Origin of the sequence: Sphingobium cupriresistens (assembly GCF_004152865.1) — a bacterium.
GTDB lineage: Bacteria > Pseudomonadota > Alphaproteobacteria > Sphingomonadales > Sphingomonadaceae > Sphingobium > Sphingobium cupriresistens.
Genome location: NZ_SEOO01000020.1, coordinates 19,405 through 44,271, shown reverse-complemented (window position 1 = coordinate 44,271; position 24,867 = coordinate 19,405). Strand labels below are relative to the sequence as shown.

At 65.1% G+C, this 24,867-nt stretch carries 26 protein-coding genes; 19 read left to right on the top strand and 7 right to left on the bottom strand.

Annotation, left to right across the window (positions count from 1 at the left end; translation table 11 throughout):
* Nucleotides 1–17 precede the first annotated feature (17 nt).
* From EWH12_RS13030 to EWH12_RS12975, 12 genes are all read left to right on the top strand, one after another.
* Nucleotides 18–554 (top strand): hypothetical protein, encoded by a 537-nt coding sequence (locus EWH12_RS13030; protein WP_129926858.1) that lies wholly within the window; start codon nucleotides 18–20, stop codon nucleotides 552–554.
* Nucleotides 554–961: a DUF1636 domain-containing protein gene (locus tag EWH12_RS13025; protein ID WP_129926857.1), complete on the top strand. Its 408-nt coding sequence runs from the start codon at nucleotides 554–556 to the stop codon at nucleotides 959–961. Before EWH12_RS13030 ends, EWH12_RS13025 begins: the two co-directional genes overlap by 1 nt.
* Nucleotides 958–1,974 carry a nicotinate-nucleotide--dimethylbenzimidazole phosphoribosyltransferase gene (gene cobT, locus EWH12_RS13020; RefSeq protein WP_129926856.1) on the top strand — a complete coding sequence of 339 codons (1,017 nt, stop codon included), beginning with the start codon at nucleotides 958–960 and terminating at the stop codon, nucleotides 1,972–1,974. The genes EWH12_RS13025 and cobT overlap by 4 nt, the downstream gene beginning before the upstream one ends.
* The gene (locus EWH12_RS13015) at nucleotides 1,971–2,540 is read left to right on the top strand and encodes a histidine phosphatase family protein (RefSeq protein ID WP_129926855.1); all 570 of its coding nucleotides are present in this window, start codon (nucleotides 1,971–1,973) and stop codon (nucleotides 2,538–2,540) included. The genes cobT and EWH12_RS13015 overlap by 4 nt, the downstream gene beginning before the upstream one ends.
* Nucleotides 2,537–3,256, top strand: coding sequence for an adenosylcobinamide-GDP ribazoletransferase (locus EWH12_RS13010; protein WP_129926854.1), 720 nt, complete (start codon nucleotides 2,537–2,539; stop codon nucleotides 3,254–3,256). Before EWH12_RS13015 ends, EWH12_RS13010 begins: the two co-directional genes overlap by 4 nt.
* Nucleotides 3,253–4,242 (top strand): threonine-phosphate decarboxylase, encoded by a 990-nt coding sequence (locus tag EWH12_RS13005; RefSeq protein ID WP_129926853.1) that lies wholly within the window; start codon nucleotides 3,253–3,255, stop codon nucleotides 4,240–4,242. Before EWH12_RS13010 ends, EWH12_RS13005 begins: the two co-directional genes overlap by 4 nt.
* Complete coding sequence (cbiB, locus tag EWH12_RS13000; protein WP_129926852.1) at nucleotides 4,235–5,176, top strand: adenosylcobinamide-phosphate synthase CbiB; 942 nt, start codon at nucleotides 4,235–4,237, stop codon at nucleotides 5,174–5,176. Before EWH12_RS13005 ends, cbiB begins: the two co-directional genes overlap by 8 nt.
* Nucleotides 5,173–5,679, top strand: a complete 507-nt coding sequence (gene cobU / locus EWH12_RS12995; protein WP_066609177.1) for a bifunctional adenosylcobinamide kinase/adenosylcobinamide-phosphate guanylyltransferase — start codon at nucleotides 5,173–5,175, stop codon at nucleotides 5,677–5,679. Before cbiB ends, cobU begins: the two co-directional genes overlap by 4 nt.
* A gap of 79 nt (nucleotides 5,680–5,758) precedes the next feature.
* On the top strand, nucleotides 5,759–7,234 hold the full coding sequence (gene nov2 / locus EWH12_RS12990; protein ID WP_129926851.1) for a lignostilbene-alpha,beta-dioxygenase NOV2: 1,476 nt from the start codon (nucleotides 5,759–5,761) through the stop codon (nucleotides 7,232–7,234).
* A gap of 201 nt (nucleotides 7,235–7,435) precedes the next feature.
* A complete protein-coding gene (locus EWH12_RS12985) occupies nucleotides 7,436–9,823 on the top strand; it encodes a TonB-dependent receptor (protein ID WP_129926850.1) in 2,388 nt (795 codons plus the stop codon).
* Nucleotides 9,824–9,838: 15 nt separating this feature from the next.
* Nucleotides 9,839–11,308 (top strand): aldehyde dehydrogenase, encoded by a 1,470-nt coding sequence (locus tag EWH12_RS12980; protein WP_129926849.1) that lies wholly within the window; start codon nucleotides 9,839–9,841, stop codon nucleotides 11,306–11,308.
* A gap of 2 nt (nucleotides 11,309–11,310) precedes the next feature.
* A complete protein-coding gene (locus tag EWH12_RS12975) occupies nucleotides 11,311–11,721 on the top strand; it encodes a hypothetical protein (RefSeq protein ID WP_129926848.1) in 411 nt (136 codons plus the stop codon).
* A 9-nt stretch (nucleotides 11,722–11,730) separates the two neighbouring features.
* Here EWH12_RS12975 and EWH12_RS12970 read toward each other — a convergent pair whose 3' ends face one another.
* Genes EWH12_RS12970 through EWH12_RS12955 form a run of 4 tightly spaced genes read right to left on the bottom strand, consistent with a single transcriptional unit; the run spans nucleotide 11,731 to nucleotide 15,666 of the window.
* Nucleotides 11,731–12,642 carry a CmcJ/NvfI family oxidoreductase gene (locus tag EWH12_RS12970; RefSeq protein ID WP_129926847.1) on the bottom strand — a complete coding sequence of 304 codons (912 nt, stop codon included), beginning with the start codon at nucleotides 12,640–12,642 and terminating at the stop codon, nucleotides 11,731–11,733.
* Nucleotides 12,642–14,078 (bottom strand): aldehyde dehydrogenase family protein, encoded by a 1,437-nt coding sequence (locus tag EWH12_RS12965; protein ID WP_066609182.1) that lies wholly within the window; start codon nucleotides 14,076–14,078, stop codon nucleotides 12,642–12,644. The genes EWH12_RS12970 and EWH12_RS12965 overlap by 1 nt, the downstream gene beginning before the upstream one ends.
* 10 nt (nucleotides 14,079–14,088) lie before the next feature.
* Nucleotides 14,089–14,910, bottom strand: coding sequence for a glutathione S-transferase family protein (locus EWH12_RS12960; RefSeq protein WP_242496048.1), 822 nt, complete (start codon nucleotides 14,908–14,910; stop codon nucleotides 14,089–14,091).
* A 3-nt stretch (nucleotides 14,911–14,913) separates the two neighbouring features.
* Entirely contained in the window at nucleotides 14,914–15,666 is a 753-nt protein-coding gene (locus EWH12_RS12955; protein WP_129926846.1) for a glutathione S-transferase family protein, read from the bottom strand.
* A gap of 220 nt (nucleotides 15,667–15,886) precedes the next feature.
* Between EWH12_RS12955 and EWH12_RS12950 the strand changes: the two genes are divergently transcribed.
* From EWH12_RS12950 to EWH12_RS12935, 4 genes are all read left to right on the top strand, one after another.
* Nucleotides 15,887–16,558 (top strand): glutathione S-transferase family protein, encoded by a 672-nt coding sequence (locus tag EWH12_RS12950; protein WP_242496047.1) that lies wholly within the window; start codon nucleotides 15,887–15,889, stop codon nucleotides 16,556–16,558.
* Nucleotides 16,555–16,974, top strand: a complete 420-nt coding sequence (locus EWH12_RS12945) for an acyl-CoA thioesterase (RefSeq protein ID WP_129926845.1) — start codon at nucleotides 16,555–16,557, stop codon at nucleotides 16,972–16,974. The genes EWH12_RS12950 and EWH12_RS12945 overlap by 4 nt, the downstream gene beginning before the upstream one ends.
* A gap of 148 nt (nucleotides 16,975–17,122) precedes the next feature.
* Complete coding sequence (locus tag EWH12_RS12940; RefSeq protein WP_129926844.1) at nucleotides 17,123–17,794, top strand: DUF4197 domain-containing protein; 672 nt, start codon at nucleotides 17,123–17,125, stop codon at nucleotides 17,792–17,794.
* Nucleotides 17,795–17,866: 72 nt separating this feature from the next.
* Nucleotides 17,867–18,130, top strand: coding sequence for a sulfatase-modifying factor protein (locus EWH12_RS12935; RefSeq protein ID WP_066609186.1), 264 nt, complete (start codon nucleotides 17,867–17,869; stop codon nucleotides 18,128–18,130).
* 10 nt (nucleotides 18,131–18,140) lie between these two features.
* On the opposite strand, the gene EWH12_RS12930 is transcribed toward EWH12_RS12935, so the two are convergent.
* Nucleotides 18,141–18,974 carry a helix-turn-helix transcriptional regulator gene (locus EWH12_RS12930; RefSeq protein ID WP_066609187.1) on the bottom strand — a complete coding sequence of 278 codons (834 nt, stop codon included), beginning with the start codon at nucleotides 18,972–18,974 and terminating at the stop codon, nucleotides 18,141–18,143.
* Nucleotides 18,975–19,111: 137 nt separating this feature from the next.
* On the opposite strand from EWH12_RS12930, the gene EWH12_RS12925 reads away from it, so the two are divergent.
* From EWH12_RS12925 to EWH12_RS12915, 3 genes are read left to right on the top strand one after another with little or no spacing between them, the layout of a single operon-like run.
* Nucleotides 19,112–19,969, top strand: coding sequence for a beta-keto acid cleavage family enzyme (locus EWH12_RS12925; RefSeq protein WP_269076455.1), 858 nt, complete (start codon nucleotides 19,112–19,114; stop codon nucleotides 19,967–19,969).
* 14 nt (nucleotides 19,970–19,983) lie between these two features.
* On the top strand, nucleotides 19,984–20,919 hold the full coding sequence (locus EWH12_RS12920; RefSeq protein ID WP_129926843.1) for an SDR family NAD(P)-dependent oxidoreductase: 936 nt from the start codon (nucleotides 19,984–19,986) through the stop codon (nucleotides 20,917–20,919).
* On the top strand, nucleotides 20,916–21,809 hold the full coding sequence (locus EWH12_RS12915; RefSeq protein ID WP_066609190.1) for an SDR family oxidoreductase: 894 nt from the start codon (nucleotides 20,916–20,918) through the stop codon (nucleotides 21,807–21,809). Before EWH12_RS12920 ends, EWH12_RS12915 begins: the two co-directional genes overlap by 4 nt.
* A 66-nt stretch (nucleotides 21,810–21,875) precedes the next feature.
* Here EWH12_RS12915 and EWH12_RS12910 read toward each other — a convergent pair whose 3' ends face one another.
* A complete protein-coding gene (locus tag EWH12_RS12910; protein WP_120252656.1) occupies nucleotides 21,876–22,748 on the bottom strand; it encodes an amidohydrolase family protein in 873 nt (290 codons plus the stop codon).
* A complete protein-coding gene (locus tag EWH12_RS12905) occupies nucleotides 22,738–24,867 on the bottom strand; it encodes a PQQ-dependent dehydrogenase, methanol/ethanol family (protein WP_129926842.1) in 2,130 nt (709 codons plus the stop codon). The genes EWH12_RS12910 and EWH12_RS12905 overlap by 11 nt, the downstream gene beginning before the upstream one ends.

Sequence of the window (24,867 nt, the reverse complement as noted above, 5' to 3'; positions counted from 1 at the left end):
ACAAGGAGCGTATGACCATGGACAGCCTGCCCCCTGCCGCCGCCCGCCATCTCTGGATCGGATTGATGACGCTGGCCAGCACCATAACCACTCTGGCGCTGGCCTGCGCCACGCCTTTCCCCGCCCTGGCCGCCCTGGCCGCGTTGCATGTCCGCCGGCAGGACGGCATCATCCTGATGCTCGCGGCCTGGGCGGTGTCGCAGGGGGTGGGCTATTGCCTGCTGGGCTATGAAACGACTGTGGAGAATGGCGTCTGGGCCGGGACCATGGCGCTGGCGGCGATCGCGTCGCTGCTCGGCGCGGATGGTGCGGCGCGCCTGTTGCCGCACGCGCATCCGGCGGTGCGGCTGGTCGTGGCCTATGGGGCAGCGTTCGCTACGTTCAAGATGGCCGTCCTGGCGGGCGCGTGGGCGCTCGATTCCGGCTGGGCGGCCTTCGCGCCGGATGTAATGGCGCGGCAGTTCGGGCGCTACGCCATGATCCTGGCCGGCCTGCTGGCCTTGCAGCATCTGGCCGACCGCAGCGGCCGGCTGCGCCGTGCGGCGACCGCCTGATGTTGCGCGCGGTCGAGGATGGTCCGGCGGTGGTGGTGTGCAGCAGTTGCCGCCACTCGCCGGGGCAGCGGGAAGATGCCGATGGCGTGCGCGGCGGTGCGCGGCTGGCGGAGGCGCTGCGCCGGGTGAAGGCCGGGTCGGACCGCTATGACGGGGTGGCGGTGCAGGACATGCCCTGCCTCTTCGCCTGTTCCGACCATTGCGCCGTCCATCTGCGGGCGCCGGGGAAGATCGGTTATGTGCTGGGGCGCTTTACGCCTGACGAGGATACCGCGCGCGCGATCCTCGACTATGCGGCGCATCATGCCGCGAGCGCCCATGGCCAGGTGCCTTATGCCGACTGGCCGCAAGGGGTGAAGGGCCACTTCATCGTGCGTCTGCCGCCTGCCGGGTTCGTCGCCACATGAGCCTGTTTCCCACCGAGGCGGCGTTCGACGACGCGCTGGCGTCCCTGCCGCGGGCCGACCTGGCCTGCCGCGCCGCTGCCGCAGCGCGTCAGGGGCAATTGACAAAACCGGCCGGATCTTTGGGTCGGCTGGAGGAGATCGCCATCTTCCTGGCCGGCTGGCAACGGCGCGCGCGCCCGCATATCGATCGCGGCCGGGCAGCGGTCTTTGCGGGCAATCATGGCGTGACGCGGCATGGCGTCAGCGCCTTTCCGCCCATAGTGACGGCGCAGATGGTCGCGAATTTCGCCGCAGGGGGGGCCGCCATCAACGCGCTGGCGGGCGCAGCCGGGCTGGATCTGCATGTCGTGCCGATCGACCTCGACCGCCCGACCGAGGATTTCACCGTCGCTGCGGCGATGAGCCAGGCGGATTGTCTGGCGGCGCTCAATTGCGGCGCGGACATGGTCGATCCGGGCCTGGACCTGCTGCTGCTGGGCGAGATGGGCATCGGCAACAGCACCGCCGCTGCGGCTTTGTGCCAGCGCAGCTTTGGCGGCAGCGCGAGGGAATGGGTCGGCGCGGGGACCGGTGTCGATGCGCATGGCCTGGCGATGAAGCGACAGGTGGTCGAACTCGCCATGGCCTATCACGCAGACGCCCCGATGACGCCGTTCGAGACGTTGCGCCGGGTTGGCGGGCGGGAGATCGTCGCCATTGCCGGTGCCATGTTGGCGGCGCGGCATCGTCATGTGCCGGTGGTGCTCGACGGGTTCATCTGTGCGGCGGCGCTGGCGCCGCTGGCGGTGGCCATGCCTACGATCACCGATCATATTATTGCCGGACATCGATCCGCCGAGGCGGGTCACGGGCGGCTGCTCGACCGGCTGGGGCTGAGGCCATTGCTCGACCTCGACATGCGGTTGGGCGAGGGTAGCGGCGGCGCAGTGGCGGTGGCGGTGATCCGCACCGCGCTGGCGGCGCATGACCAGATGGCGACCTTCGCCGATGCGGGCGTGTCGGCGGGCGGATGAGCGGCACGCTGCTCCATCTGATGCGACATGGGGCGCCCGAATTGACCGGGCGATTGCTGGGACATGCCGACTGGCCCGCCACCGATGCAGGCATCGCTGCCTGCGTGGCGCGCGCCCATAGGCTGGAGGTGGAAGTCATATCATCGTCCGACCTGACGCGCGCGCGCCAGGCGGCGACCGCCATCGCTGCGCAGCGCGGCATCGCGCCGCGGACCGACCCGCGCTGGCGGGAACTGGACTTCGGCGCCTGGGACGGCGCCGATCCGGCGACGCTGGATCAGTCGTCGCTTGCGTGTTTCCACGCTGACCCCGACGCCTGTCCGCCCCCCGGAGGCGAGCGCTGGTCTGCGCTGGTAGCGCGGGTCGGTGAGGCGATCGCCGCTCTTCCGCGCCGACCGACGCTGGTCGTGACCCATGGCGGCGCGATGCGCGCGGCGCTGGCGGCATTGTGCGGCTTCGACCAGCGTCAGGTCTGGACAGTCGATCTGCCCTATGCCGCCTGCCTCACGCTGCGCCTCTGGCCGGGCGACCGGCCCTGGGCGCAGCTTGTGGGGTTGGTGACATGAAGGGCTTGATCCTTGCGCTGCAATTTCTGACGCGATTGCCCCTGCCGAGGGTGGAGGCGGACGGGACGGCGTTCGCCGCCGCGATGCGCTGGTTCCCGGCGGCGGGCCTGATGATCGGCGGGCTGGTGGCCGGCGCGGCATGGGCCGGCGCCCGGATCGACGCGTGGACCGGCGCGCTGCTCGCGCTGCTGGCGTGGGTCTGGGTGACCGGTGCGCTGCATCTGGATGGACTGGCCGACCTCGCCGACGCAAAGGGCGCCGCCCACCGGGATCGCGAACGCTTGCTGGCCGTGCTGGCCGATCCGCATGTCGGGGCCATGGGCGCAACGGCGGTGGCGCTGCAACTGATCGCAAAGCTGGTGCTGCTCCATGGCCTTGTGCAGGCCGCGGCATTTGGCCCGCTGTTGCTGATCCCGTTCGCCGCGCGGATCGGTCCGCTGATCTGGAGTCGCTGGCTGCCTCCCCTGCATGACGGCCTTGGCGCGCGGTTTGCCGTGATCATCCGCCCTGTCGATCTGGCGCTATGGGGTATCATGCTGCTCGCCGTCGCTTTCTGGGCGCCGGCGCTGCTGGCTATGGCGCCGCTGGCCGGATTATGGGGCTGGTGGATACTCACGCGCATCGGCGGCATTTCCGGCGACAGCCATGGCGCGGGTATCGAATTGCTGGAAAGCGGCCTTCTGCTCGCAGTTATCGTGTGGGCGCGAGCGTCATGACGCGCTGGACCCATCATGGCGGGAAGCTGGACGACGCGCGGCGGTGGTTCGGCGAGGGGCAGGCATCTTGGATCGACCTGTCGACCGGGATCAATCCCAATGGCTGGCCGGTCGAACAGGCGCCCGCGATCGACTGGCGCGCCTTGCCCGGTGACGCACAACTGGCCGCGCTGGAGCAGAACGCGGCGCGGCATTTCGGCGTCGATCCCGCTTATCTGTGCGCGCTGCCGGGAAGCGAGGCGGGCTTGCGCTCACTGAGCGGCATCATATCCGGCGCTATCGTGCACGGCGCAGCCTGTTACCGCACCCATCGCGACATCCATCCGGACAGTATCGCCTTCACCCCCGGCGTCGATGATTCCGCCTTGCCGGACGGCAAGATACTGCTGCTCGCCAATCCCAACAATCCCGACGGGCGCCTGCTGGACAGGGCGGCGCTAGACGGGCTGCTGGAGCGGCAGGGGGCAAGTGACGGCTGGCTGGTGCTGGACGAAGCCTTTGCCGACAGCCTGCCGGCTATCAGCATGGCGGATCGTGTCGCGGACGACCGGCGGCTCATCATCTTTCGTTCTTTCGGCAAATTTTTCGGCTTGGCGGGCGTGCGACTGGGCTTTGTAATCGGGCCGCGCGCGATCATCGCACGGTTTCGCGAACGGCTGGGCAGTTGGCCCCTATCAACCGCAGCGCTGGTCATCGGCGCGAGTGCCTATGCGGATCGCGACTGGATCACCACCACGCGGGCGCAGCTGATCGAACAGGGGGCGGCGCTGGACCAGCTCTTGCGCGCGCGCGGCCTGAGTCCGCAAGGCGCTTGTCCGCTGTTTCGCCTGATCGTTGCCGAGGATGCCGCGGCATTGTTCGATCATTTGGCCCGGTGCGCGATCCTGACCCGGCCGTTCGACGAAAATCCGCGCTGGCTGAGGATCGGGCTGCCCCGCGACGCCGCTGCGCTGGCGCGGCTGGATCGGGCGCTGACCGATGGCTGAACCTGTGGCTTTGCTGGCGTTGGCGATTGAGGGGGCGATCGGCTGGCCCGATGCGCTGAATCGGCGCATCGGCCATCCGGTGGGCATTTTCGCGGCGATCATCGTCTGGTGCGATCGGCGCTGGAACCGGCCGGAATTGGCCGATTGGACGCGATATGTGGCGGGTATCGGCTGCGTGCTTCTGTTGCTTGTCGTCGCGACCGTGGCGGGGCTTTTGCTGCAATGGGGCCTGCATCGCATTGCGGGACGCTGGGCCTGGATTTTCATCATGCTATGCGCCGTGCCGGGCATGGCGGCGGGCAGTCTCTACCGGCATGTCCGCGCGGTGGCGGCGCCCTTGCAGGCGGGCGATCTTGGTGCGGCGCGTATGGCCGTCGCCATGATCGTGGGCCGCGATACCGATCGGCTCGATAGCGCGGGCATCGCGCGCGCCGCGATCGAGAGCCTGGCCGAAAGCTTCTGCGATGGCGTGATGGCGCCGCTCTTCTGGCTGGCCATGGGTGGCTTGCCCGGCCTGTGGGCCTATAAGGCGATCAATACCGCCGACAGCTTGATCGGCCATCGCGAGGAACGATGGCGCGCCTTCGGTTGGGCGGCGGCGCGGCTCGACGATTTGCTCAATCTGATCCCCGCGCGTCTGTCCGGCTCGTTGCTGTGCCTGAGTGCCGGACGGGGCTTGCGCATCATGTTGCGCGACGCGCATCGCCACGCATCCCCCAATGCGGGTTGGCCGGAGGCGGCGATGGCGGGTGCGCTTGACGTTCGGCTGGCGGGGCCGATAGCCTATGATGGCGTGTCGCAGGACAAGCCGTGGATCGGATCGGGCCGATTACATCTCGCCGCCGCCGATCTCCATGCGGCCTTGCGCATCTATCTGCGCGCCTGTCTGCTCCTTGGGCTGGCGGCCGCCCCCTTCGCATGGTGTGACTTATGACGATTTTGTTGGTGCTAGGTGGCGCACGATCAGGCAAAAGCCGCTATGCGCTCGCCCGCGCCGAAGCCATGTCGGGCGATTGCCTGTTCGTCGCGACCGCTCAGGCGCTGGACAGCGAAATGGACAGCCGTATCACGCGCCACAGGGCGGAGCGCGGCGACCGCTGGCGCACGATCGAGGAACCGATCGCGCTTGCGGCGATCGTGCAGAGGGAATCACGCCCGGAGCGCATATTGCTGATCGACTGTCTCACCCTTTGGGCATCCAACCTGATGATGGCGGAGCGGGACATCGATGAAGCGGTGGCTGCTTTCGTTGCGGCGCTTCGACAGGCGCGGGGGCAGGTGATCCTGGTCGCGAACGAGGTGGGGTTGGGTATAGTGCCGGACAATGTGCTCGCGCGACGGTTCCGGGATGTCGCGGGCACCATCAACCAGGCGGTGGCGGCCTGTTCCGACGAAGCGATGTTCCTGGCCGCCGGCTTGCCGATGCGGCTGCGCTGACGGCGTCTTATACTCTCCGCTTGGCAACAACAGTAACGATTGTTACTATGAGTCGAGATATGAGAGGAACATCGAGGCCATGCCAGCCTATCCCCAGACCATTCATTTTGTCGGATTGAACACACCCGTCGGCATCGAATGGGCCGCCCGCAATCTGGACGTCATCGGCGCAATCCCCGCAGAGATAGACGGCGCCTTTTTCCGCGCTGTCCCGGACCCCGCCCATGCCCCGATGTTCGATGACGATATAGTGCTGTCGGGCGACGGCATGGTCGCGAAATTCACCATCCAGGGGGGCAAGGTGGATTATGCCATCCGCTATGTCGAAACCGAGCGCCACGCGCTGGAAAAGGACGCCCGGCGCGCTCTGTTCGGTCGCTATCGCAACCCCTTCACCGACGATCCCGCCGTGGCCGGCCGCGACCGCACCGTCGCGAACACCACGCCGGTCTGGCATGGCGGGCGACTGTTGATGACCAAGGAGGATGGCCTTGGCTATGAGGTCGATCCCGACACGCTGGAGACGATCGGCCGGTGGAATTATCATGGCGCCTTCACGTCGCAGACCTTCACCGCGCATCCGCGCGTCGACCCGCACACCGGGGAGATGTTCTTCTTCGGCTATGAAGCGGACGGGCTGTGTTCGACCAAGGTGGCCTATGGTGTGGCCGACCGGGACGGCAATCTGGTGTCGGAACACTGGTTTGATCAGCCCTATTGCTCGACCATCCATGATTTCGCAATCACGCAGCAATATGCCATCTTCCCGATTTTTCCGACCACGGCCGATCTCGACCGGTTGAAGTCGGGCGGCGCGCATTGGGCGCATCAGCAAGATCTGGACAGTTGGGTCGGCATCATGCCACGCGACGGCAAGGTGGCGGAGATGCGCTGGTTCCGCGGGCGGCCGGGCGTGTCTGCCTTTCACATTGTCAACGCCTTTGACGATGGCGATCTCGTTCATCTCGACCTCTGCCTGTCGGACACCAATGCGTTCGGTTTCATGCGCGAAGCGGGCGGCATCCAGCGCGACCAGCGCGAGATAAGCGGCGGCCTGACCCGCTGGACCTTTGATCTGTCGAAGGCGGGAGACGGGTTCGAGGAGCGGCTGATCGGCCCGCCGGGCGACATGCCGCGGCTGCGCGATGCGGACCAGGGGCGGCCCTATCGATCGGCCTGGTATCTGTCGATGAACCCGCAGGGCGGTCCGCCGCTGCCGGGCGGCCCGGTCGGTTTCGCCTTCAACGCGCTGTTGCAGATCGAACCGGGCAATGGCCGCATCGACATGATGGAGCTGGAATTCGGCATGGCGATCAGTGAGCCGGTCCATGTTCCATCGGCACAGGCGGGGCATGACGGCTGGCTGCTGATGGTGGTCGATCGCCAGGCGGGGGAGGCGGATTTTAAGTCCGAACTCTGGGTGGTGGACGCAAACGCCATCGCCGCCGGGCCGGTCGCGCGCGTGCCGATGCCCCTGCCGATGCGCGCGCAGGTCCATGGCGCCTGGGTGTCGGCGGCGCAATTGGCGAGCGCGAAGGCGCACCAAGCCGCTTGACAAAATACTAACGATCGTTACTTAACAACGGCGAGGCAAAGACCTCTCCGTCCTGAACGGAACAGACGCAAGGCCCTGGCCGGGCAAAGAGGATGGCAAGGCAGGCAGGCGCACAGCGCCGCCCCCACCGGAACCGGTAATGGCTGGTCCGGCGCTTCCTCCCCTGCGCCTGGCGGCCATCATATGAGGGAGGAAAAGATAATGGCGACAATCTGGAAGAGCCGGTTTCACGGGCGTGTAGCGGGTTTGGCGTTGGCGGCGGCGATGATCGCCGCGCCCGCACTGGCGCAGGAGGCGGCGACGCCCGACCAGCCCGCCGATCAGGCCGGCGCAGCCGACATCATCGTCACCGCCCAGTTCCGCGCGCAGAATTTGCAGGATACGCCGATCGCGATCACCGCGGTGTCGGCCGATACGCTGGCGGCGCGCAGCCAGACCAGCGTCACCGATCTGGGCCAGTTCGCGCCGAACGTCGCTCTGGCCCCCGCGACTAGCATCCAGGGCAATGCCGTGGCCGCCTTTATCCGCGGCGTGGGGCAGCTTGACGCCAGTTTCGCGCTGGAGCCGGGCGTCGGCATATATATCGACGATATCTATTATGGCACGACCTTCGGCGCGGTCATGGACCTGACCGACCTGGAGCGGGTCGAGGTGCTGCGCGGGCCGCAGGGCACGCTGGCCGGCAAGAACAGCGTCGGCGGCGCGGTGAAATTGTTCAGCAAGAAGCCGGATTCCACGGCCGGCGGTTTTGGCGAGGCGACCTATGGCCGGTTCGACCGGCTGGAACTGCGCGGCAGCGCGAATATTCCGCTGACCGACGACCTGTTCCTGCGCGTGTCGGGCGTGTCGAAGAATGTCGATGGCTATATGAAGCTGCTCGATTATGGCTGCGTCAACCCGACGTCGGGCATCCCGGCCAGCAGCGGCAACAAGAACTGCCAGATCGGCACCGAAGGCGGGATCGACGTGATGGCCTTGCGTGCCGCGCTGCGCTACGCGCCGGCCGGATCGCCGCTGGAAATCAACATCGTCGCCGACGTGTCGAAGGACAAGAGCGAGACGGTGGCGACCAAATTGCTCTACGCTGACAATCCGTCGGTGCGCAGCTATGTCGCGGGTGATCCGACCGCAGGCATCCCGTTCGACAGCCGTTTCATGACCGGGGCGAAGAGCTATAGTTCCTACGCGACCTATGCGACCGGCGGCAATTATACGACCGTATTCGGCATCCCGACCCAGATCGCGCCGGGCGGCTTCACCGCCAGCCCGACCAGCACGGTCAAGGCATGGGGCCTGTCGGGCACGATCGACTATGACCTGTCGGACAGTCTGAAGATGAAATCGATCACCGGCTATCGCAGCGCCGACGGCACCAGCGCGATCGACGTCGATGGATCGCCGCTCGCGATCCTGTTGCAGCAATTCACCTACGGTCATGAGCAGTTCACGCAGGAACTGCGCCTGAGCGCCAATTTCAACGATCTGGTCGACCTGACCGTCGGCGGCTTCTATTATAACGCCACCGACACGATTCAGGGCCGCAGCCAGATCCCGACCTTGTTGTTCGATTTCCTGTCGGACGACGTGATCAAGAATCGCAGCATATCGGCCTTCGCCCATGGCGAGTTTCATGTGACCGACGCTTTCAATATCATCGGCGGTCTGCGTTATACCGACGACAAGAAGACCTATCGCTATTCGCGCCGCAATGTGGACGGCAGCTTGCCGAGCGGTGCCTTCTTCACGCCCAATTTCCTGCTCGTCGGGCTGGATGGGCTGACCGGCACGTTCAAGGGCAACCGGGTCGATTACCGCATCGGCGTCAATTATCGCTGGTCGGACGAAATGATGACCTACGCCCAGCTATCGACCGGCTTCAAGGGCGGCGGCATCAATCCGCGTCCGTCCGCGCCCGACCAGGTCCAGACATTCGGCCCGGAAAAGCTGACCACCTATGAAGCTGGGTTCAAGGCCGATCTGCTTGGCCGCATGCTGCGCCTGAACGGCGCGGTGTTCCTCAACAAATATAACGACATGCAGCTCGTCCGCTACCAGTGCCCGGAAAGCATAGTCCTGTCCTGTTCGGTGCCGTCCAATGCGGGCGACGCCGAAGTGTTCGGATGGGAGCTGGAAGCGCAACTGCGCCCGGCGGACGGTCTGTCGTTCGATGCGTCGGTCGGCTATCTGGATTTCGACTATAAGACGATCACCAACCCGGCGACGCTGGTGACGAAGGACATGATCGCGCCGTTCATCAGCAAATGGCAGTTGTCGGCGGGCGTGCAATATGAAGCGGACCTGGGCGGCAACGGCACGCTGACGCCGCGGATCGACTGGTCCTGGCGCTCCGATTTCTATTATAATTCGGTCAACAACCCCTATAATCTGATCGACGCGCCCAGCCTGGTCAATGCGCGACTGACCTATCAGGCGGCGGACAAGGACTGGTCGCTCAGCGTGGGCGTGACCAATGTCTTCGACACATTCTACTATAATGGCGTGGCGGAAAATGTCGGCACCTTCGGCGTCGTCACCGGCACGGTTGGCCGTCCGCGCGAATGGACCGCGACGGTCAAGAAGAGCTTTTGAGAGGAAATGGACAGCATGACCCCCGACGCCATCCGCATCGCCCATCCCGATAAATTGTTCATCGGCGGCGAATGGATCGATTCCACCGGTGACGGCGTGATTGAGATCGTGTCGCCCAATAGCGAGGAAGTGGTCGCCCGCGTCGCCGACGGCACGGAAGCGGACATGGACCGCGCCGTCGCCGCCGCACGCAAGGCGTTCGATGAAGGGCCGTGGCCGACCATGGACCCGGCCGAGCGTGGGGCTTGTCTGCGGCGGATGGGCGTCGAACTGGAAAAGCGCGCGCCCGAACTGGCGGCCGCCTGGACCGCGCAGGTCGGCGGCCTCGCCAGTTTCGCGCCGGTCATGACCGGCGGCGCGACCGCGACACTGATGGCGATCGCCGGCTATGCCGACAGCTATCCCTTTGTGGAGCGGCGGCCGTCGCACATGGTCAACACCGCCATCGTGGTGCAGGAACCCGCAGGCGTGGTCGCGGCGATCGCGCCGTGGAACGCGCCCTATGGCATCATGTCGGCGAAGGTCGCCTATGCGCTGGTCGCGGGCTGCACCGTCATCATGAAACCCTCGCCCGAAACCCCGCTGGAGGCCTATATCATGGCCGAAGCGGCGGCGGCGGCGGGCGTGCCGGCGGGCGTCGTCAATCTGGTTGCGGCCGGGCGCGATGCATCCGACCATCTGGTGCGCAACCCCGGCATCGACAAGGTAACCTTCACCGGATCGACGCTGGCGGGCAAGCGGATCGGCGAAGTATGCGCCGGGCGCGTGGCGCGCTGCACATTGGAACTGGGCGGCAAGTCGGCGGCGATCGTGCGCGACGACTTCCCGATCGAGGCCGCCGCCGCGATCCTGGGCAACACCATCACCATCATGAGCGGCCAGGTGTGCGCCATGCTGAGCCGCGCGATCGTGCCCAAACATCGCCATGACGCACTGGCCGCCGCCATCGCCAAGGTGATGCAGGGCGTCCGCATCGGCCATAGCGACGCGCCCGACACCCAGCTTGGCCCGGTGGCGATGAAGCGCCAGCTTGATCGGGTGGAGGACTATATCGCCTTGGGTCGGACAAGCGCCGATCTGGTGACCGGCGGCAACCGTCCGGCGCATCTGAACAAAGGCTATTTCATCGAACCGACCCTGTTCGCCAATGTCGATAACGCCAGCCGCATCGCGCAGGAGGAGATTTTCGGCCCGGTCCTCTGCCTGATCCCTGCCGAGGATGAGGAGGATGCGATCCGCATCGCCAATGACAGCAGCTTCGGGTTGAACGGATCGGTGCTGACCAATGATGCCGACGCGGCCTATCGCATCGGCCGGCGCATCCGTGCGGGCGGCTTCGGGCAGAATGGCATGAAGCTGGAATTCGGCCTGCCCTTCGGCGGGTTCAAACAGTCCGGCATCGGCCGCGAAGGCGGGGTGGAAGGGCTACACCCCTATCTGGAAAGCAAGACGATCCTGCTCGACGGCGCGCCCGCGGGCTTCTGACGATGATCGCCCTTAATGCGCAGGGGCGCGGCACCGGCGGTGCCTTCACCGCCGCCCGGATCATCTTTGGCGGCTGGTTCCTGTTTTCGGGGGTGGAATATTTCACCCCCTTCGACCTCCAGCCGCTGGGCAATACGCCGTTGGCGCAGGAATTCACGCTGGCGCTGATCCATAGCGGCCTGTTCGCCTGGATCAAGCTGATGGAGGTGGTCGCCGCGCTGCTGATCCTGGCGAACCGGGCGGTGCTGCCCGCCGCGCTGGCCTGCGTGCCGCTCAATATCGTGATCGGCTATTGGAATTTCGTGCTCGATCCGGGCGTGGTCGAATATGCGTTCGGGATCGTGACGCTGATGCTGAACGCGATATTGCTATGGCCCTGGCGGCAGGAACTGATCGGGTTGCTGCGCTGGTAGCACGCTAACCTATTCGAAGAACGCCACCGCCCGGACTTCTATACTGGAGCGCGTTTTCGTGTCCGGCAGGCTGCTGTCGTGGAACGCGGTGTGGGGGCAGCGCCAGGTGACATCATGATCGCTGTCCTGAAATTTGAACAGCAACACATCGTCCGCCATCATGTTCGAAAAATACCACCAGCGATGCCGGTCCCGATGGCGGAAGATGGAGGCGGCGATCATCTGGTCCTCGCCCGCGACCGGGGCGGTCAGCGCGTCGCCGCCGGGAAATGCATCGACCACGAACAGGGTGTTGGACGTCGCCTCCTCGTCCGACACGGTGCGGCCGTCGCACACCGCCAGCGGCCAGTCCTGCGGGCCGGGCGTGAAGGTGCGCCAGAAACTGACGCAGACATAGCGTTTATAACCCGGACCATCGGGGAAGGCGGCGGCATAGGCGCGCTCGGCGGCGCGGCGGCCGGTGATTTCGTTATAATCGACATGGGCCTCGCCCGCAGGTGGCTGGATGCCGCCTTCATGGCGGTAATGCTCGACCTTTTCCTGGGCGCGGGCGGTGAGATCGGCGGAGGTGCGGATCATCCAGCCGCCCGCTGACACGCAGGTTGCGCCGGTCAGCGCGCGGATCGCCTCTTCACATTCGCGCAGATAGAGGCGATCGACCTCTGCCTTGTCGAAGAAATCGGCGATGCCGCTATGATGTTTGCCCAGCATGAAGCCATGGGTGTCGAACCGGAAATGGTCGCGGATCGGCATCCCGTCGCGCACCATCATGCGATGATCGCCATAGGTGCCGGTGTTGATCTCCACGCCACGCGACACATAGCGCCGCGTGACGAAGTCGCCTTCATCGAGATAGCGGATCAGCGCGGGCGCCTGCCGCGCGCTATCCTCGACATCGGCGGCGATCGGCAGGCTGGCCATCAGTCGACGTCCTCTGGCAGCGCGCCGATCACCGATTTCACCTCCAGAAATTCCTCCAGCCCGAACTTGCCGAATTCGCGGCCATTGCCCGATTGCTTGTAGCCGCCGAACGGCATGTCGAAGGCCAGGCCACCGGCATTGACGAACACGGCCCCCGCCCGGATGCGGCTGACGAACTTGCGCGCATGGGCGGGATCGCCCGCGACATAGGCGCCCAGCCCATAGGGCGTGTCGTTGGCGATGCGGATCGCGTCCTCATCATCCTCATAGGGCATGAGGACCAGGACGGGGCCGAAAATCTCCTCCTTGGCGATCGTCATGTCCGGCGTGACGTTGGCGAAGACGGTGGGACGAACATAGCTGCCCTGGCTCAACCCTTCGGGCCGACCGGTGCCGCCGGTGACAAGGGTCGCGCCTTCGTCGATGCCGGTCTGGATCAGGCCCTGGATGCGGTCCCACTGGCGCTGGCTGACGACCGGGCCGATATGATCGCCCTCGACCTGTGGATCGCCGACCTTCTTGGCGGCGAACAGCGCGCCGACCTTTTCCGCCGCTTCGTCATGCTGGGACTTGTGGACCAGCATCCGGGTGGGCGCGACGCAGCTCTGGCCGCTGTTGAGCAGCACACCGCCCACGCCGCCGGGCAGCGCCTTGTCGAGCGGCGTGCCTCGCAGAATGATGTTGGGCGACTTGCCGCCCAGTTCCTGTGCGACGCGCTTGACCGTATCGGCGGCATTCTTGGCCACCATGATCCCTGCGCGGGTGGAACCAGTGAAGCTCACCATGTCGATGTCGGGATGTTGGGCGAGCGCGGTGCCCACGCCCTCGCCATCGCCCTGCACCAGGTTGAAGACGCCCGGCGGCACGCCCGCGGCATCCAGAATTTCCGCGAAGATGGCGGCGCAGCTAGGGGCTTCTTCCGACGGTTTCAGGATCATCGTGCAGCCAGCCGCCAACGCCGGGCCGACCTTGGCGAGGATCTGGTTCATCGGCCAGTTCCAGGGCGTGATGAGCGCAACCACGCCGATCGGTTCGCGCACGACCCGATTGTCGCCGATCTTCTCGGAAAATTCGTAATTTTTGAGCGCGTTGAGCGCCTGCCCCAGATGGCCCAGGCCCGATCCCGCCTGCGCTGTTTGCGCCATGGAGATAGGGCAGCCCATTTCCGTGGCGATGGCGCGGGCGATGTCGGGGACACGCTTTTGATATTCGCCGACGATCCGTTCGAGCAGCGCGACGCGCTCCTCGCGGCTGGTCTGGGAATATGTCTCGAACGCCCGGCGAGCCGCGACCACGGCCGCGTCGACATCGGCGGCGGTGCCGAGGATCAGGTCGGCGGCGTTCTGGTCGGTGGCGGGGTTGATGACAGCGACGGTGCGGCCGCCCTGACTGTCGACCCATAGGCCATCGATATAATGTTGCAGCGTATTGGGCATGGGAAAATCCTTATGCGGGAAGAAGGCCGAGATCGGCGTCGGTGGCGCGCGCCCCCCATTTGTCGCGCGGCGGCAGCGGGCGGTTGTTCCAGGGCGGTTCGAGCGCGAAGCTGGAGACGGTGCGGCCTTCGGGCAAGCGACCATTGCCGCCACCCTGACTGTAGTCATAATAGAGCGTCATCAGTTCGCGATGGCCATGATGGCGCTGCGCTACCGGATGCGACAGGCACGCCTCGCGCCAGCGCAGCAGCCGGGTCAGGTGCTGCGGGATTTGATAGGCTTCATAATAGTCGAGGAACCAGAGCCGCTTGAACATCGGGGTGAAGGCGACCTCCGCCCAGCCGAACCGGTCGAACAGGAAATCGCCATCCGGCGCGTAATGGCGCAGATAGTCGTCCAGCCGCGCATATTGCGCGTCCACCTCCGCCTTATGCTCGTCCCGCTTCGCCGGGTCGCGATTGAGGATCATGCGATATCCCGCGCCGGTGAACTGGCCGTCGGTCGCACACAGCATCGCTTCGACCGCATGTTCGTAGGGGTCTTGCCGCGCCACCGGCGGATCGGGATAGCGATCCTCGACATAGCGCATGATGACCATGCTCTCCTTCAGGGTCGCGCCATTTTCCAGCTCCAGCGCGGGCAGCGCCGTGGTCCCGCGCGTCTTGGCGAGCAGCCAGTCGGGGCGGGGCTGCGCTATGTCGATCTGATGATCGGCCATGATGCCCTGCAATCCCTTCAGATCGAGCAGCAGCTCGATCCGTTCGGAAAAGGGGCAGCCGGGAATATGGTACATGCGCAGTCCTCCCGCGGCCGGTTCATCCTGCCAGCCCATGGATCAGGCCGCCGTCGCGGTGGGACGGGGCGGCATTTCGCTCTTGGATTTGGCGAACATGGCCTGCGCGGCGGGACGGGCATTGATGCGCTCGATCCAGGCGACCAGATGCGGCGTCGCCTCCCCGTTGACGATGTCGGCATAGCCAAACTGCATCCCGTTCGCGATCGCGAAGTTGCAGACATCGGCCAGCGTATAGTCGTCGCCCGCCAGCCAGTGGCTTTGCGACAGGCGCTGTTCCAGCCGGTCTATCGATACGCGGATCTTGCGCATTTCCTCGTCCAGCACCGCCTGGGGGAAGCCGGCGCGGGCGCTGCGCCACTTGGCTCGCTGTTCGGGGATGGGGATATGTTTCAGCTTCTCCTCGAACTCGGCGTCGGACAGCTTGCGCGCCATCGGGCCGATCATCCGTTCCCAGCCGATGGTGGACACGCACCAGCAGAAATATTCATCCACCCATTTGGTCCATACGCGCATCTCCGCGATCTGCACCGGATCGGTCGGGCGCAAGCGCGTAGCATTCGGAAAGGCATCCTCCAGATATTCGCAGATCACGGTCGATTCGGTGATGATATGGCCGTCATGGTCCAGCGCCGGCACCTGACCGCGCGGATTGATCGCCTTGAACCAATCCTCATGATGTTCGAACCGGGTCGGGTCTACGAAGCGGGGCGTGAAATCCAGCCCCTTTTCATACAGGGCCAGCAGGGGCTTCAGGCTGTTGGCAGCCGGACCGAAGCTGTAGAGCGTCAACATGCGCTGTTCATCCTCACCTTATGGTTATGGCGTCTGGTGCGCCTTCAGGCATGAAACTGGCCGTCGATCGGGCAGGCCGCAAGTCGTCTGTCGATACTATCAGCGCGACTACCCGGTAATCCGGGCCGTCCAACCTGTCAGTGGCAATGATAGCGCCGCCACTCGTCTTGCGGCGGGGCCAGGGCTTTGCTTTGGATGGTGACAAGAAAAGCCGGAGAGAATGATGCTGGAACTGCTGACGTCGGAGACGCCCAACGGGTGGAAAGTCTCGATCCTGCTGGAGGAACTGGGCGAGCCCTATAAGGTCACGCCGATTGCGCTGACCGATCGCGTCCAGAAACAGGACTGGTATGTCGCGCTCAACCCCAATGGCCGCATCCCGACGCTGGTCGATCATGACGCGGGGGATTTCGCCATCTTCGAATCCGGTGCGATTCTGCTGTATCTGGCGGAGAAATACGGCCGCTTCCTCCCCACCGACGCGCGGGACCGCAGCCGCGTCATCCAGTGGGTGATGTGGCAGATGTCCGGCCTCGGCCCGATGATGGGGCAGGCGACGGTCTTCAACCGTTATTTCGACGAGAAACTGCCATCGGTGATCGATCGTTATGTGCGTGAAAGCCAGCGCCTGTTCGGCGTGATGGACACGCACCTCGCGACCCGCGATTATCTGGTGGGCGACTATTCGATCGCCGACATCGCCTGCTTCCCCTGGGTGCGCGGCCATGAGTGGGCCGGGGTCGATATGGGCGGCTTCCCCCACCTTGAGCGCTGGTTCGACAGGATTTCAGCGCGGCCCGCGGTGCAGCGCGGACTGCTCATTCCCACGCCGCCGACTGACGCGGAAATGGCGGAAAAAACGACCAGGCAGGGAAAGACCATTCTCGCGTGAACGCTTTTTTCCAGCGGATCGTCCGCATCGAATGGGGCCATTGCGACCCCGCCGGTATCGTCCATGCGCCGCGTTATTTCGACATTTTCGGCGAAAGCACGATGTTGCTGTTCGAACAGGCTGGCCTGCCCAAGAAGCGGGACATGCTGGCGACCATGCCCTTCGCCGGATTCCCGATGGTCGATGTATCGGCGCGTTTCTTCGTGCCGACCGCTTATGGCGACGATGTGCTGGTGGAGGCGGACGCGCCCCTGTTCGGCAACAGCAGCTTCACCGTGACGCATCGATTGTCGCTAAACGGGCGGCTGTGCGTGGACTGTGTCGAAAAGCGGGTATGGACTGCGCCCGACGCCAGCCGACCGGGCGGATTGCGGGCGGAACGGGTGCCGGATTCTGTGCGGGCGCTCTTTACATAGTGTTGCCTGTTCCCGCGCAGGCGGGAACCCAGTCCTGCCGCCTGAACTGGACTCTCGCCTTCGCGGGAGCATGGCGTTCTTTATCCACGTTCAGCGCCCCGCAAGCCTGACCGGGCCATAGCGTCCGCCACGAAAAGGGAGATGCGGCATGGAGCAAATATTCGGACTTTCCGACAGGCGCAGCCTGATCGCGGCCTTGGCGCTGCTGCCACTGGCGGCCTGCGCCACGCCGATGGGGCGCTACACCGTCGAGGATGCGGTGCGGCGGCTGCTTCAACTGTCGAGCGAGCGCGCCTTTGCCCGGCTGACCGAACCGGGTGGCTTTTATGACGACCAGTTGACCCGGATCGTGCCGCCGGACCTGAGCGGCGGGAAGGGCGGCGCGGTGCTGTCCGCCTTGCTGCGCACGAACGCTGTGCGCAATCAGGTGGCCCGGTCGCTCAACGATGTCGCGGTCGATCTGGCCGACAATGCCACGCCGATCGTGATGGAAGCGGTGCAGCGCATGACGTTGGCCGATGCCGTGTCGGTGCTGCGTGGCGGCCCGACGGCGGCGACCGACCTGCTGGCGCGCGAAGCGCGCGGATCGGTGGTAGAGGCGGTGCTGCCCGGTGCGTCGCGCGCGCTGCGGTCCGACATGTTCGAAATGCTGTCCGCCGCGCTCTCCGTCAGCGGGGGGAGGGATTATGCGGCGCTGGCCGACAATGTGTCCGGCCAGATCGGCGATGCGATCTTTCGCGCGATCGGGCGGGAGGAGGCGGAAATTCGCCGCGATCCGGGCGCGACGCGCGACCCGATTCTGATGACGCTGCTGCACTGATTTTGGCCGTACGATGCCCAGGTCTATCGCTTATGTCTTGATTTCGGTGCCGGGGCGTGGTGTCCCGGCGCCATGGAACAGAAATATCCCGGCGTCGCCGCCATCCCCTGGGATCAGCCCGCGACCATGATCGACCTGGACGGCAAACCGCCGCTGATCGGCACGATACGCGACTGCGCCGTCCATTATGGACTCTATAAGCCCGAAGCCAAGGCGCAGGCGCGCGTGCTGCTGACCCAGCCCGTGCATCGCGAAGGGCGCAAGACACGTACCTGGCTGCTGGAGCCGGACGAGATCGCGGCGCTGGCCGAGCGGCTGAAGCGCGAGACGAACTAAGCGTCGCCGGTCAGGCGGCGACGCTCTCCGTCTCCGCCACCAGCTTAGCCAGCCGCGCGGCGCTGACATCGTCCAGCGGGGCGAACAGCAGCAGGCGTTGGCCCGGCGCTTCCTCGATCGCATAGCTGGTGTGGCGGAACATGATTTCGCCCACGCCGGGCATGTCGGCGATGTTCGTGTCCTCGAAATGGGCCATGATCTCCGATTCCTGCCAATAGCGCTGAAAGAAGTCGGACTGCTCCATCATGTCGGCGATGATCCCTTCGAACACCTCCGGCTGGGCCGTGCGGCTATAGTCCCATTTGAAGCGCGCGATCAGGCGGCGGCACATGTCCTGGAACTTGTCTGGATCGGCGCGGTAGCGTGGGTTCAGCATCAGGATGCGGAAGAGGTTGCGTTGCTCCCGCGGCAATGGGCTGTAATCGCGAAAGGCCCGGCCGACCAGCCGGTTCCAGCCGATCACGGTCCAGTCCTCCACGATCACCAGCGCGGGAATCGACAGCGCATCCATCAGATGCTGGGTGCCGACATGAATCGTTTCATCGGGGCGACCCGCCAGCGGCGGCGGCCGATGCTGGGCCAGGGCGAAGAGAAATTCCCGCTCATTGGGGCTGAGGCGCAGCGTCCGGCTCAATCGCTCCAGCATCGGCGCGGATAGCTGGACCTCCCGCCCCTGCTCGAACCAGGTGTACCAGGTGACGCTCATCCCCGCGAGCGTCGCCACCTCTTCGCGCCGAAGCCCGCGCGTGCGGCGGCGTTCGCCCGGCGGCAGGCCGACGTCCGACGGGGCCAGCTTCGCCCGCGCAGCTTTCAGGAACCGCGACAATTCTTCCCTCTGTGCCATGCCTTATCCAGTTACTCGCAATAATGGGACATCCACCGGCCTTCTTGCGGGCCGTCTCCTCTGCAAGACCCTGTGGTCTGCGATCGGCAGCATAGCCGAGACTGGACAGGAGAGTAAGATTGGCTGGCAAGCTATTTGTGACCTGCGCGGTGACCGGAAGTTCACCGATGCCGGCACATCCCAATTTCCCCTTTCGCCCCGATCATGTCGCGGCCGAAGCGCTGGCGGCGGCGGCGGCGGGCGCGGCGATCATCCATCTGCATGTGCGCGACCGCGAAACCGGCGATCCCTCGCAGGCGCTGGACGATTATCGCGAGGTCGTCGGCCTGATCCGCGCCAGGAACAACGACGTGATCCTGAACGTCACCACCGGGCCGGGCTGCACCTGGATGCAGGGGGATGAAGATCCGGCCGTCTGCGGCCCCGGCACCTTGATGTTCACCGCCGAACGGCGGCTGGAGCATATTCTCGATCTCAAGCCCGACATGTGCACACTCGACATCTGCACGATGCAGCTATGGGGCGGGGTGGCGATCAACCTTGATCCCATGATCACCAAGATGGGTCATATGATTCAGGACGCAGGCGTGCTGCCGGAAATCGAATGTTTCGAAGCGGGCGACTTCGTCTTCGCCGACGATCTGATGGCCAAGGGCGCGATTCCGAAAAATGCGCCCTTCACCTTCGTTCTGGGCACCAAATATGGCCTGCCCGCGACGACCGAGGCGATGCTCTATTCCAGGAACCAGATTCCGCGCGGGGCGCAGTTCACCGGCTTTGGCGTCAGCCGCCACAGCTTCCCCATGGCGGCGCAGTCCGCGCTGCTGGGCGGCAATGTGCGGGTCGGGTTCGAGGATACGATCTACCTGCGCAAGGGCAGGATGGCGCAGGACAATGCCGACCTGGTGCGTTGGGGCGTCGAAATCATCGAACGCATCGGCGCGGATGTCGCCAGTGCCGGCGAAGCGCGAGCGATGCTGGGCCTGAAACAATAAGAGAGAGGATCGATATGACACAGACAGCAGCAACGCCCATGGGCGACGTCAGCGGCCGCACGGCCTTCATCACCGGCGGCGCGAACGGCATTGGCCTTGGCATCGCCCGCGCGCTGGTGCGGGCGGGCGCCAATGTGGTGATCGCCGATATTCGCGAGGACGCCCTGGCGCAGGCGAAGGCCGATCTGGCCGCCGATGGACAGGTGGAAACGGTGCAACTGGACGTCACCGACCGTGCCGGCTTCGCCCGCGCCGCCGACGCGGCGGAGGCGCGCTTCGGCAAGATTCATATTCTGGTCGGCAATGCCGGGGTGGGCGTGATGGGACCGGTGCTGGACGCGCGTTTCGATGATTGGGACTGGGGCATGGGCGTCAATCTGGGCGGGGTCATCAATGGTCTGGTCACGATCCTGCCGCGCATCAAGGCGCATGGGGAGGGCGGGCAGATCGTCACCACATCGTCCCAATCGGCGCTGATCCCGATCGGCTATTCGGCCATCTACACCGCGGCCAAAGCGGCCGTGCTGGGCATTTCCGAGGCCATTCGCGGCGAACTGGCGGCGGAGAATATCGGCGTCTCCGCCTTCATGCCCGGCCCGGTGCAGAGCAATATCGCGCATAGCGGCGAACTGCGTCCCGCCGAATATCGCGAGGATAGCGGCTATCGCCAGCGCGAGGAGGAACTGGAAAAGCGGCCTGTGTCGCCGCTTTGGATGAGCGCGGACGAGGTTGGCGAACGGGTGCTGGCCGGCATCCGCGCCAACGACCTCTACATCCTGACCCACCCCGAATTCGCCGCCGGGATGCGGACGCGCTTCGACGCGATCCTGGCCTCCTTCCCCGATGAGACGATCAATCAGGATCGGGCGAAGGAAATCGGCTTCCTGCTCGGCAATCCGGTGTTCGACGACCAACTGGCGCGGCGCAAGGCGAAGGAACTGGCGGCATGACGCAGGTTGCCGGCCGCACCGCCTTCATCACCGGGGGCGGATCGGGCGTGGGGCTGGGGCAGGCGAAGGTCTTCGCGCAGGCCGGGTGCAAGGTCGCGATCGCCGACATAAGGCAGGACCATCTGGACGAGGCGATGGCCTGGTTCGACGGGCGCGGCCATGATGTGATGGCGGTAAAGCTGGATATCACCGACCGCGCCGCCTATGCCCGCGCCGCGGACGACGTCGAGGCGAAGCTGGGGCCGGTGGAACTGCTCTTCAACACGGCGGGCGTGTCGATCTTCGGCCCGCTCCAGAACGCCACCTATGATGACTGGGACTGGCAGTTGGACGTCAATTTGAAGGGGGTCATCAACGGCATCCAGACCTTCGTGCCGCGCATGATCGAACGGGGCAAGGGCGGGCATATCGTCAACACCGCGTCGATGTCCGCCTTCGTCGCGCTCAAGGGGACGGGCATTTACTGCACGTCGAAAATGGCGATCCGGGGCCTCAGCGAATGTCTGGCGCTGGATCTGGCCGATCATGGCATCGGCGTATCGATGTTGTGTCCCGGTGCGGTCAACAGCAATATCCACGAAGCGGTGCTGACCCGGCCGGTGCATCAGCGGAATAGCGGATATTATGGCGCGGACCCCGATGTCATGGCGCATCTGAAGCAGGTGATAGCGGTCGGCATGGAGCCGGAAGTGCTGGCGCGCTATGTGCTCAAGGGCGTGGAGGCGGACCAGCTCTATATCCTGCCCTATCCTGAATTTCGCGGCACGCTGGAGGATATCCATGAGCGGGTGATGGCGGCGGTCGCCCGGCCGCAGGACGATCCCGATTATGCCAAGCGCGTCGCCCATGGCGTGCCGGGCGGCGAGAAGCGGGAAAAGGTCGAGAGTTAGAAATGACTCTGGCCGGGCGGATAAAGGGGCCGCCCGGCCAGCTTTTTATATCGACGAAAGCCTGGCTCAGCCCAGTCCCAGCAGCTTGACCGCATTATCCTTCATGATGAGCGGCAGCACCTCTTCGCGGAAGCCTGCCTCCCGCGCGGCGTCGATCCATTTTTCCGGGCGGATCAGCGGCCAGTCGGACCCGAAGAGCATTTTATGCTTCAACTGCGTGTTGGCGTACTGAATCACCTGTTTGGGGAAATATTTGGGCGACCAGCCGGACAGGTCCATGAAGACATTATCCTTGTGCAGCGCCATCGACAGGCTTTCGTCGGTCCAGGGCCAGCTCGGATGGGCCAGGATGATCTTCATGTCGGGAAAATCGACCGCGACATCGTCCACCAATATGGGCTGACCATATTTCAGCCGCACGCCGCCGCCACCGCGCATCCCCGTGCCCATGCCGGAATGGCCGGTGTGGAAGATGGCGGGCAGCTTATATTCGGCGATCACTTCGTAAATGGGATAGGCGACCCGGTCGGCCGGGTGGCAATCCTGCATGATGCCGTGGAATTTGAAGCCTTTGACTCCGTAATTCTCCACCAGATCGCGGGCTTCGCGCGCGCCGAACTTGCCCTTGCGCGGGTCGATCGAGGCGAAAGGGATGACGATGTCGCTGTCGTTGGCGGCCAGTTCCGCCACTTCGTAATTGCTGATCCGCTTGGCCCCGATGCCGCTCTCGCAATCGACGGTGAACAGGCAGAAGGCGATATTCTGCGCCCGATAATAAGCGATGGTTTCAGGAATGGTCGGCCGCTTGCGGTCCGCCTTGAAATAGGCCGACGCCGCGTCGAAATATTTGGCCATCACCGGGTCTTCGGGATCGTGGCACGACACTTCGGCATGGACATGGACGTCGATGGCGAGAACCTTGGTCGGATCAACGGGCATTGGGCTTGCTTTCCAGTGTCTTGTCCTCATTGGCGCGATGGATGACGTAAGCGCGGATATCCTCGATCTCCTTGGCTGAGAAGATCGACGCGAAGCTGACCATGCCATTATCCTTGAGCGCGCCGTCATGCACGATCATCCGCCAGGTCGCCTTGTCGTTCAGCGCCGCGCTGCGGCGCAGGTCTGGGACGATGCTGCCGCCGACCGCGGAATCGCCATGGCAGGTGCTGCAATAGCGGCCGAAACGCGCGCCGCCGGCGGCTATGTCCGCTGCGCTGGCGATGGAGGGCGGCGGATCGAGCGGCATGGCGGTGAGCGGCGGCGCTGGGGGCAAGGCGGCCTTGCCGCCCAGCTTGAACACCACCAGGCGGCTGATATTGCGGCTCGGCCCGCTCTTGTCGGACAGGATACCGGGGGCCAACGCCCATACACCGCCCCAACCAGCCATCACCGCGACATATTGCGCGCCGTCCAGTTCGTAGCTGATGGGCGCGGCGACGATGCCGCTCTGGGCGGGAAAGGACCATAGTTTGCGGCCGTCCGCGCTCGCATAAGCGTTGAAATCGCCGGTCGCGGTCCCCTGAAACACCAGGTCGCCGCCGGTCGCGAGCACGCCGCCATTCCATGGTCCTTTGTACGAGACGCGCCATTTCTCCTTCTGCGCCACCGGGTCCCAGGCGATCAGCGCGCCGGTGGTCGCCTTCATCGCCGCATCGCGCACCGCCTTGTCGGCGGGCATGGCGGCAGCGGCGATATCGACGCCGACATTGAAGCCCAGCTTGTTCGCCTTCCACCCCTTTTCCGGGATATAGGGGAAGGCGGCGAGATTGGCGGGGATGAAGACGGTCTGGCTCTTGGGGTCGGACGCCATCGGGTGCCAGCTATGCGCGCCGGTCGCGCCGGGGGAGCCGATGAAGGGCTTGCCGGTCTTGTAATAGCGCGCTTCCGGATTTTCGATCGGTCGCCCGGTCTTCATGTCGATGCCGCTGGCCCAGTTGACCGGCACGAAATTCTTGGCCGACAGCAGCTTCCCGTTGGTGCGATCCAGCACATAGAAGAAGCCGTTCTTGGGCGCCTGCATCAGCACTTTGCGCTTTTGTCCGCCCATCTCCATGTCGGCCAGCATGATATGCTGGGTGGCGGTGAAGTCCCAGCTATCGCCGGGCGTCGTCTGGTAATGCCAGGCATATTCGCCCGTCTTCGCATGAACCGCGACGATCGAGGACAGATAAAGATTGTCGCCCTTGCCATCCGACCGATAGGCCTGGTTCCAGGGGGAGCCATTGCCGACGCCGATATAGAGCAGATCGAGTTCCGGGTCATAGGCCATGGCGTCCCACACGGTGCCGCCGCCGCCCTGTTTCCACCATTCGCCATACCAGGTGGCGGCGGCTTTCTTCAGATAGTCGGGCTCCTTCTCCGTGCCGGGCTGGGCCGGGACGGTGTAGAATTTCCACTTCTCCGCGCCGGTGTCGGCATCATAGGCGGCGACATAGCCGCGGGCTCCGAATTCCGCTCCCCCATTGCCGATGACGACCAACCCGTTCACGACGCGCGGCGCGCCGGTGATGGTGTAGTTCTTGGTCTGGTCCAGCGTCACGACGCTCCAGACGGACTTGCCGCTCTTGCGGTCGATCGCGATCAACCGGCCGTCGAGCGTGCCGACGAAGATCTTGTCGCCCCATGCCGCCACCCCGCGATTGACCGCGTCGCAGCAGGCCTTGACCAGCGTCTCGCGCGGCACCGCCGGGTCGTAGGACCAGAGCAGTTTGCCGCTGCGCGCGTCATAGGCCTTCACCATGCTCCATGCGGTGGAGACATAGAGGGTGCCGTCGATGAAGAGCGGCGTCGCTTCCTGCCCGCGATTGGTGTCCATGTCCGCCGACCAGGCGAGACCCAGCTTGCCGACCGTATCCTGATTGATCGCGGACAGCGGGCTGAAGCGTTGCTCGTCATAGGTGCGGCCGGTCGACAGCCATTCGGCGGGCTTGGCGGCGATAATCCGCGCGGCGTCCACCTCGCCTGTGGAGGCAGGGGCAGTAACGTCCTGGCTCGTGCCCTTGCCACAGGCCGACAGGGCCAGACTCGTTCCCAACAGCAGCACAACCGCGACCCGCAT

Coding starts and splice junctions, on each gene's coding strand:
- EWH12_RS13030 (WP_129926858.1), top strand. CDS start 18: ATGGACAGCCTGCCCCCTGCCGCCGCCCGCCATCTCTGGATCGGATTG.
- EWH12_RS13025 (WP_129926857.1), top strand. CDS start 554: ATGTTGCGCGCGGTCGAGGATGGTCCGGCGGTGGTGGTGTGCAGCAGT.
- cobT (WP_129926856.1), top strand. CDS start 958: ATGAGCCTGTTTCCCACCGAGGCGGCGTTCGACGACGCGCTGGCGTCC.
- EWH12_RS13015 (WP_129926855.1), top strand. CDS start 1,971: ATGAGCGGCACGCTGCTCCATCTGATGCGACATGGGGCGCCCGAATTG.
- EWH12_RS13010 (WP_129926854.1), top strand. CDS start 2,537: ATGAAGGGCTTGATCCTTGCGCTGCAATTTCTGACGCGATTGCCCCTG.
- EWH12_RS13005 (WP_129926853.1), top strand. CDS start 3,253: ATGACGCGCTGGACCCATCATGGCGGGAAGCTGGACGACGCGCGGCGG.
- cbiB (WP_129926852.1), top strand. CDS start 4,235: ATGGCTGAACCTGTGGCTTTGCTGGCGTTGGCGATTGAGGGGGCGATC.
- cobU (WP_066609177.1), top strand. CDS start 5,173: ATGACGATTTTGTTGGTGCTAGGTGGCGCACGATCAGGCAAAAGCCGC.
- nov2 (WP_129926851.1), top strand. CDS start 5,759: ATGCCAGCCTATCCCCAGACCATTCATTTTGTCGGATTGAACACACCC.
- EWH12_RS12985 (WP_129926850.1), top strand. CDS start 7,436: ATGGCGACAATCTGGAAGAGCCGGTTTCACGGGCGTGTAGCGGGTTTG.
- EWH12_RS12980 (WP_129926849.1), top strand. CDS start 9,839: ATGACCCCCGACGCCATCCGCATCGCCCATCCCGATAAATTGTTCATC.
- EWH12_RS12975 (WP_129926848.1), top strand. CDS start 11,311: ATGATCGCCCTTAATGCGCAGGGGCGCGGCACCGGCGGTGCCTTCACC.
- EWH12_RS12970 (WP_129926847.1), bottom strand. CDS start 12,642: ATGGCCAGCCTGCCGATCGCCGCCGATGTCGAGGATAGCGCGCGGCAG.
- EWH12_RS12965 (WP_066609182.1), bottom strand. CDS start 14,078: ATGCCCAATACGCTGCAACATTATATCGATGGCCTATGGGTCGACAGT.
- EWH12_RS12960 (WP_242496048.1), bottom strand. CDS start 14,910: ATGGGCTGGCAGGATGAACCGGCCGCGGGAGGACTGCGCATGTACCAT.
- EWH12_RS12955 (WP_129926846.1), bottom strand. CDS start 15,666: ATGTTGACGCTCTACAGCTTCGGTCCGGCTGCCAACAGCCTGAAGCCC.
- EWH12_RS12950 (WP_242496047.1), top strand. CDS start 15,887: ATGATGCTGGAACTGCTGACGTCGGAGACGCCCAACGGGTGGAAAGTC.
- EWH12_RS12940 (WP_129926844.1), top strand. CDS start 17,123: ATGGAGCAAATATTCGGACTTTCCGACAGGCGCAGCCTGATCGCGGCC.
- EWH12_RS12935 (WP_066609186.1), top strand. CDS start 17,867: ATGGAACAGAAATATCCCGGCGTCGCCGCCATCCCCTGGGATCAGCCC.
- EWH12_RS12930 (WP_066609187.1), bottom strand. CDS start 18,974: ATGGCACAGAGGGAAGAATTGTCGCGGTTCCTGAAAGCTGCGCGGGCG.
- EWH12_RS12920 (WP_129926843.1), top strand. CDS start 19,984: ATGACACAGACAGCAGCAACGCCCATGGGCGACGTCAGCGGCCGCACG.
- EWH12_RS12915 (WP_066609190.1), top strand. CDS start 20,916: ATGACGCAGGTTGCCGGCCGCACCGCCTTCATCACCGGGGGCGGATCG.
- EWH12_RS12910 (WP_120252656.1), bottom strand. CDS start 22,748: ATGCCCGTTGATCCGACCAAGGTTCTCGCCATCGACGTCCATGTCCAT.
- EWH12_RS12905 (WP_129926842.1), bottom strand. CDS start 24,867: ATGCGGGTCGCGGTTGTGCTGCTGTTGGGAACGAGTCTGGCCCTGTCG.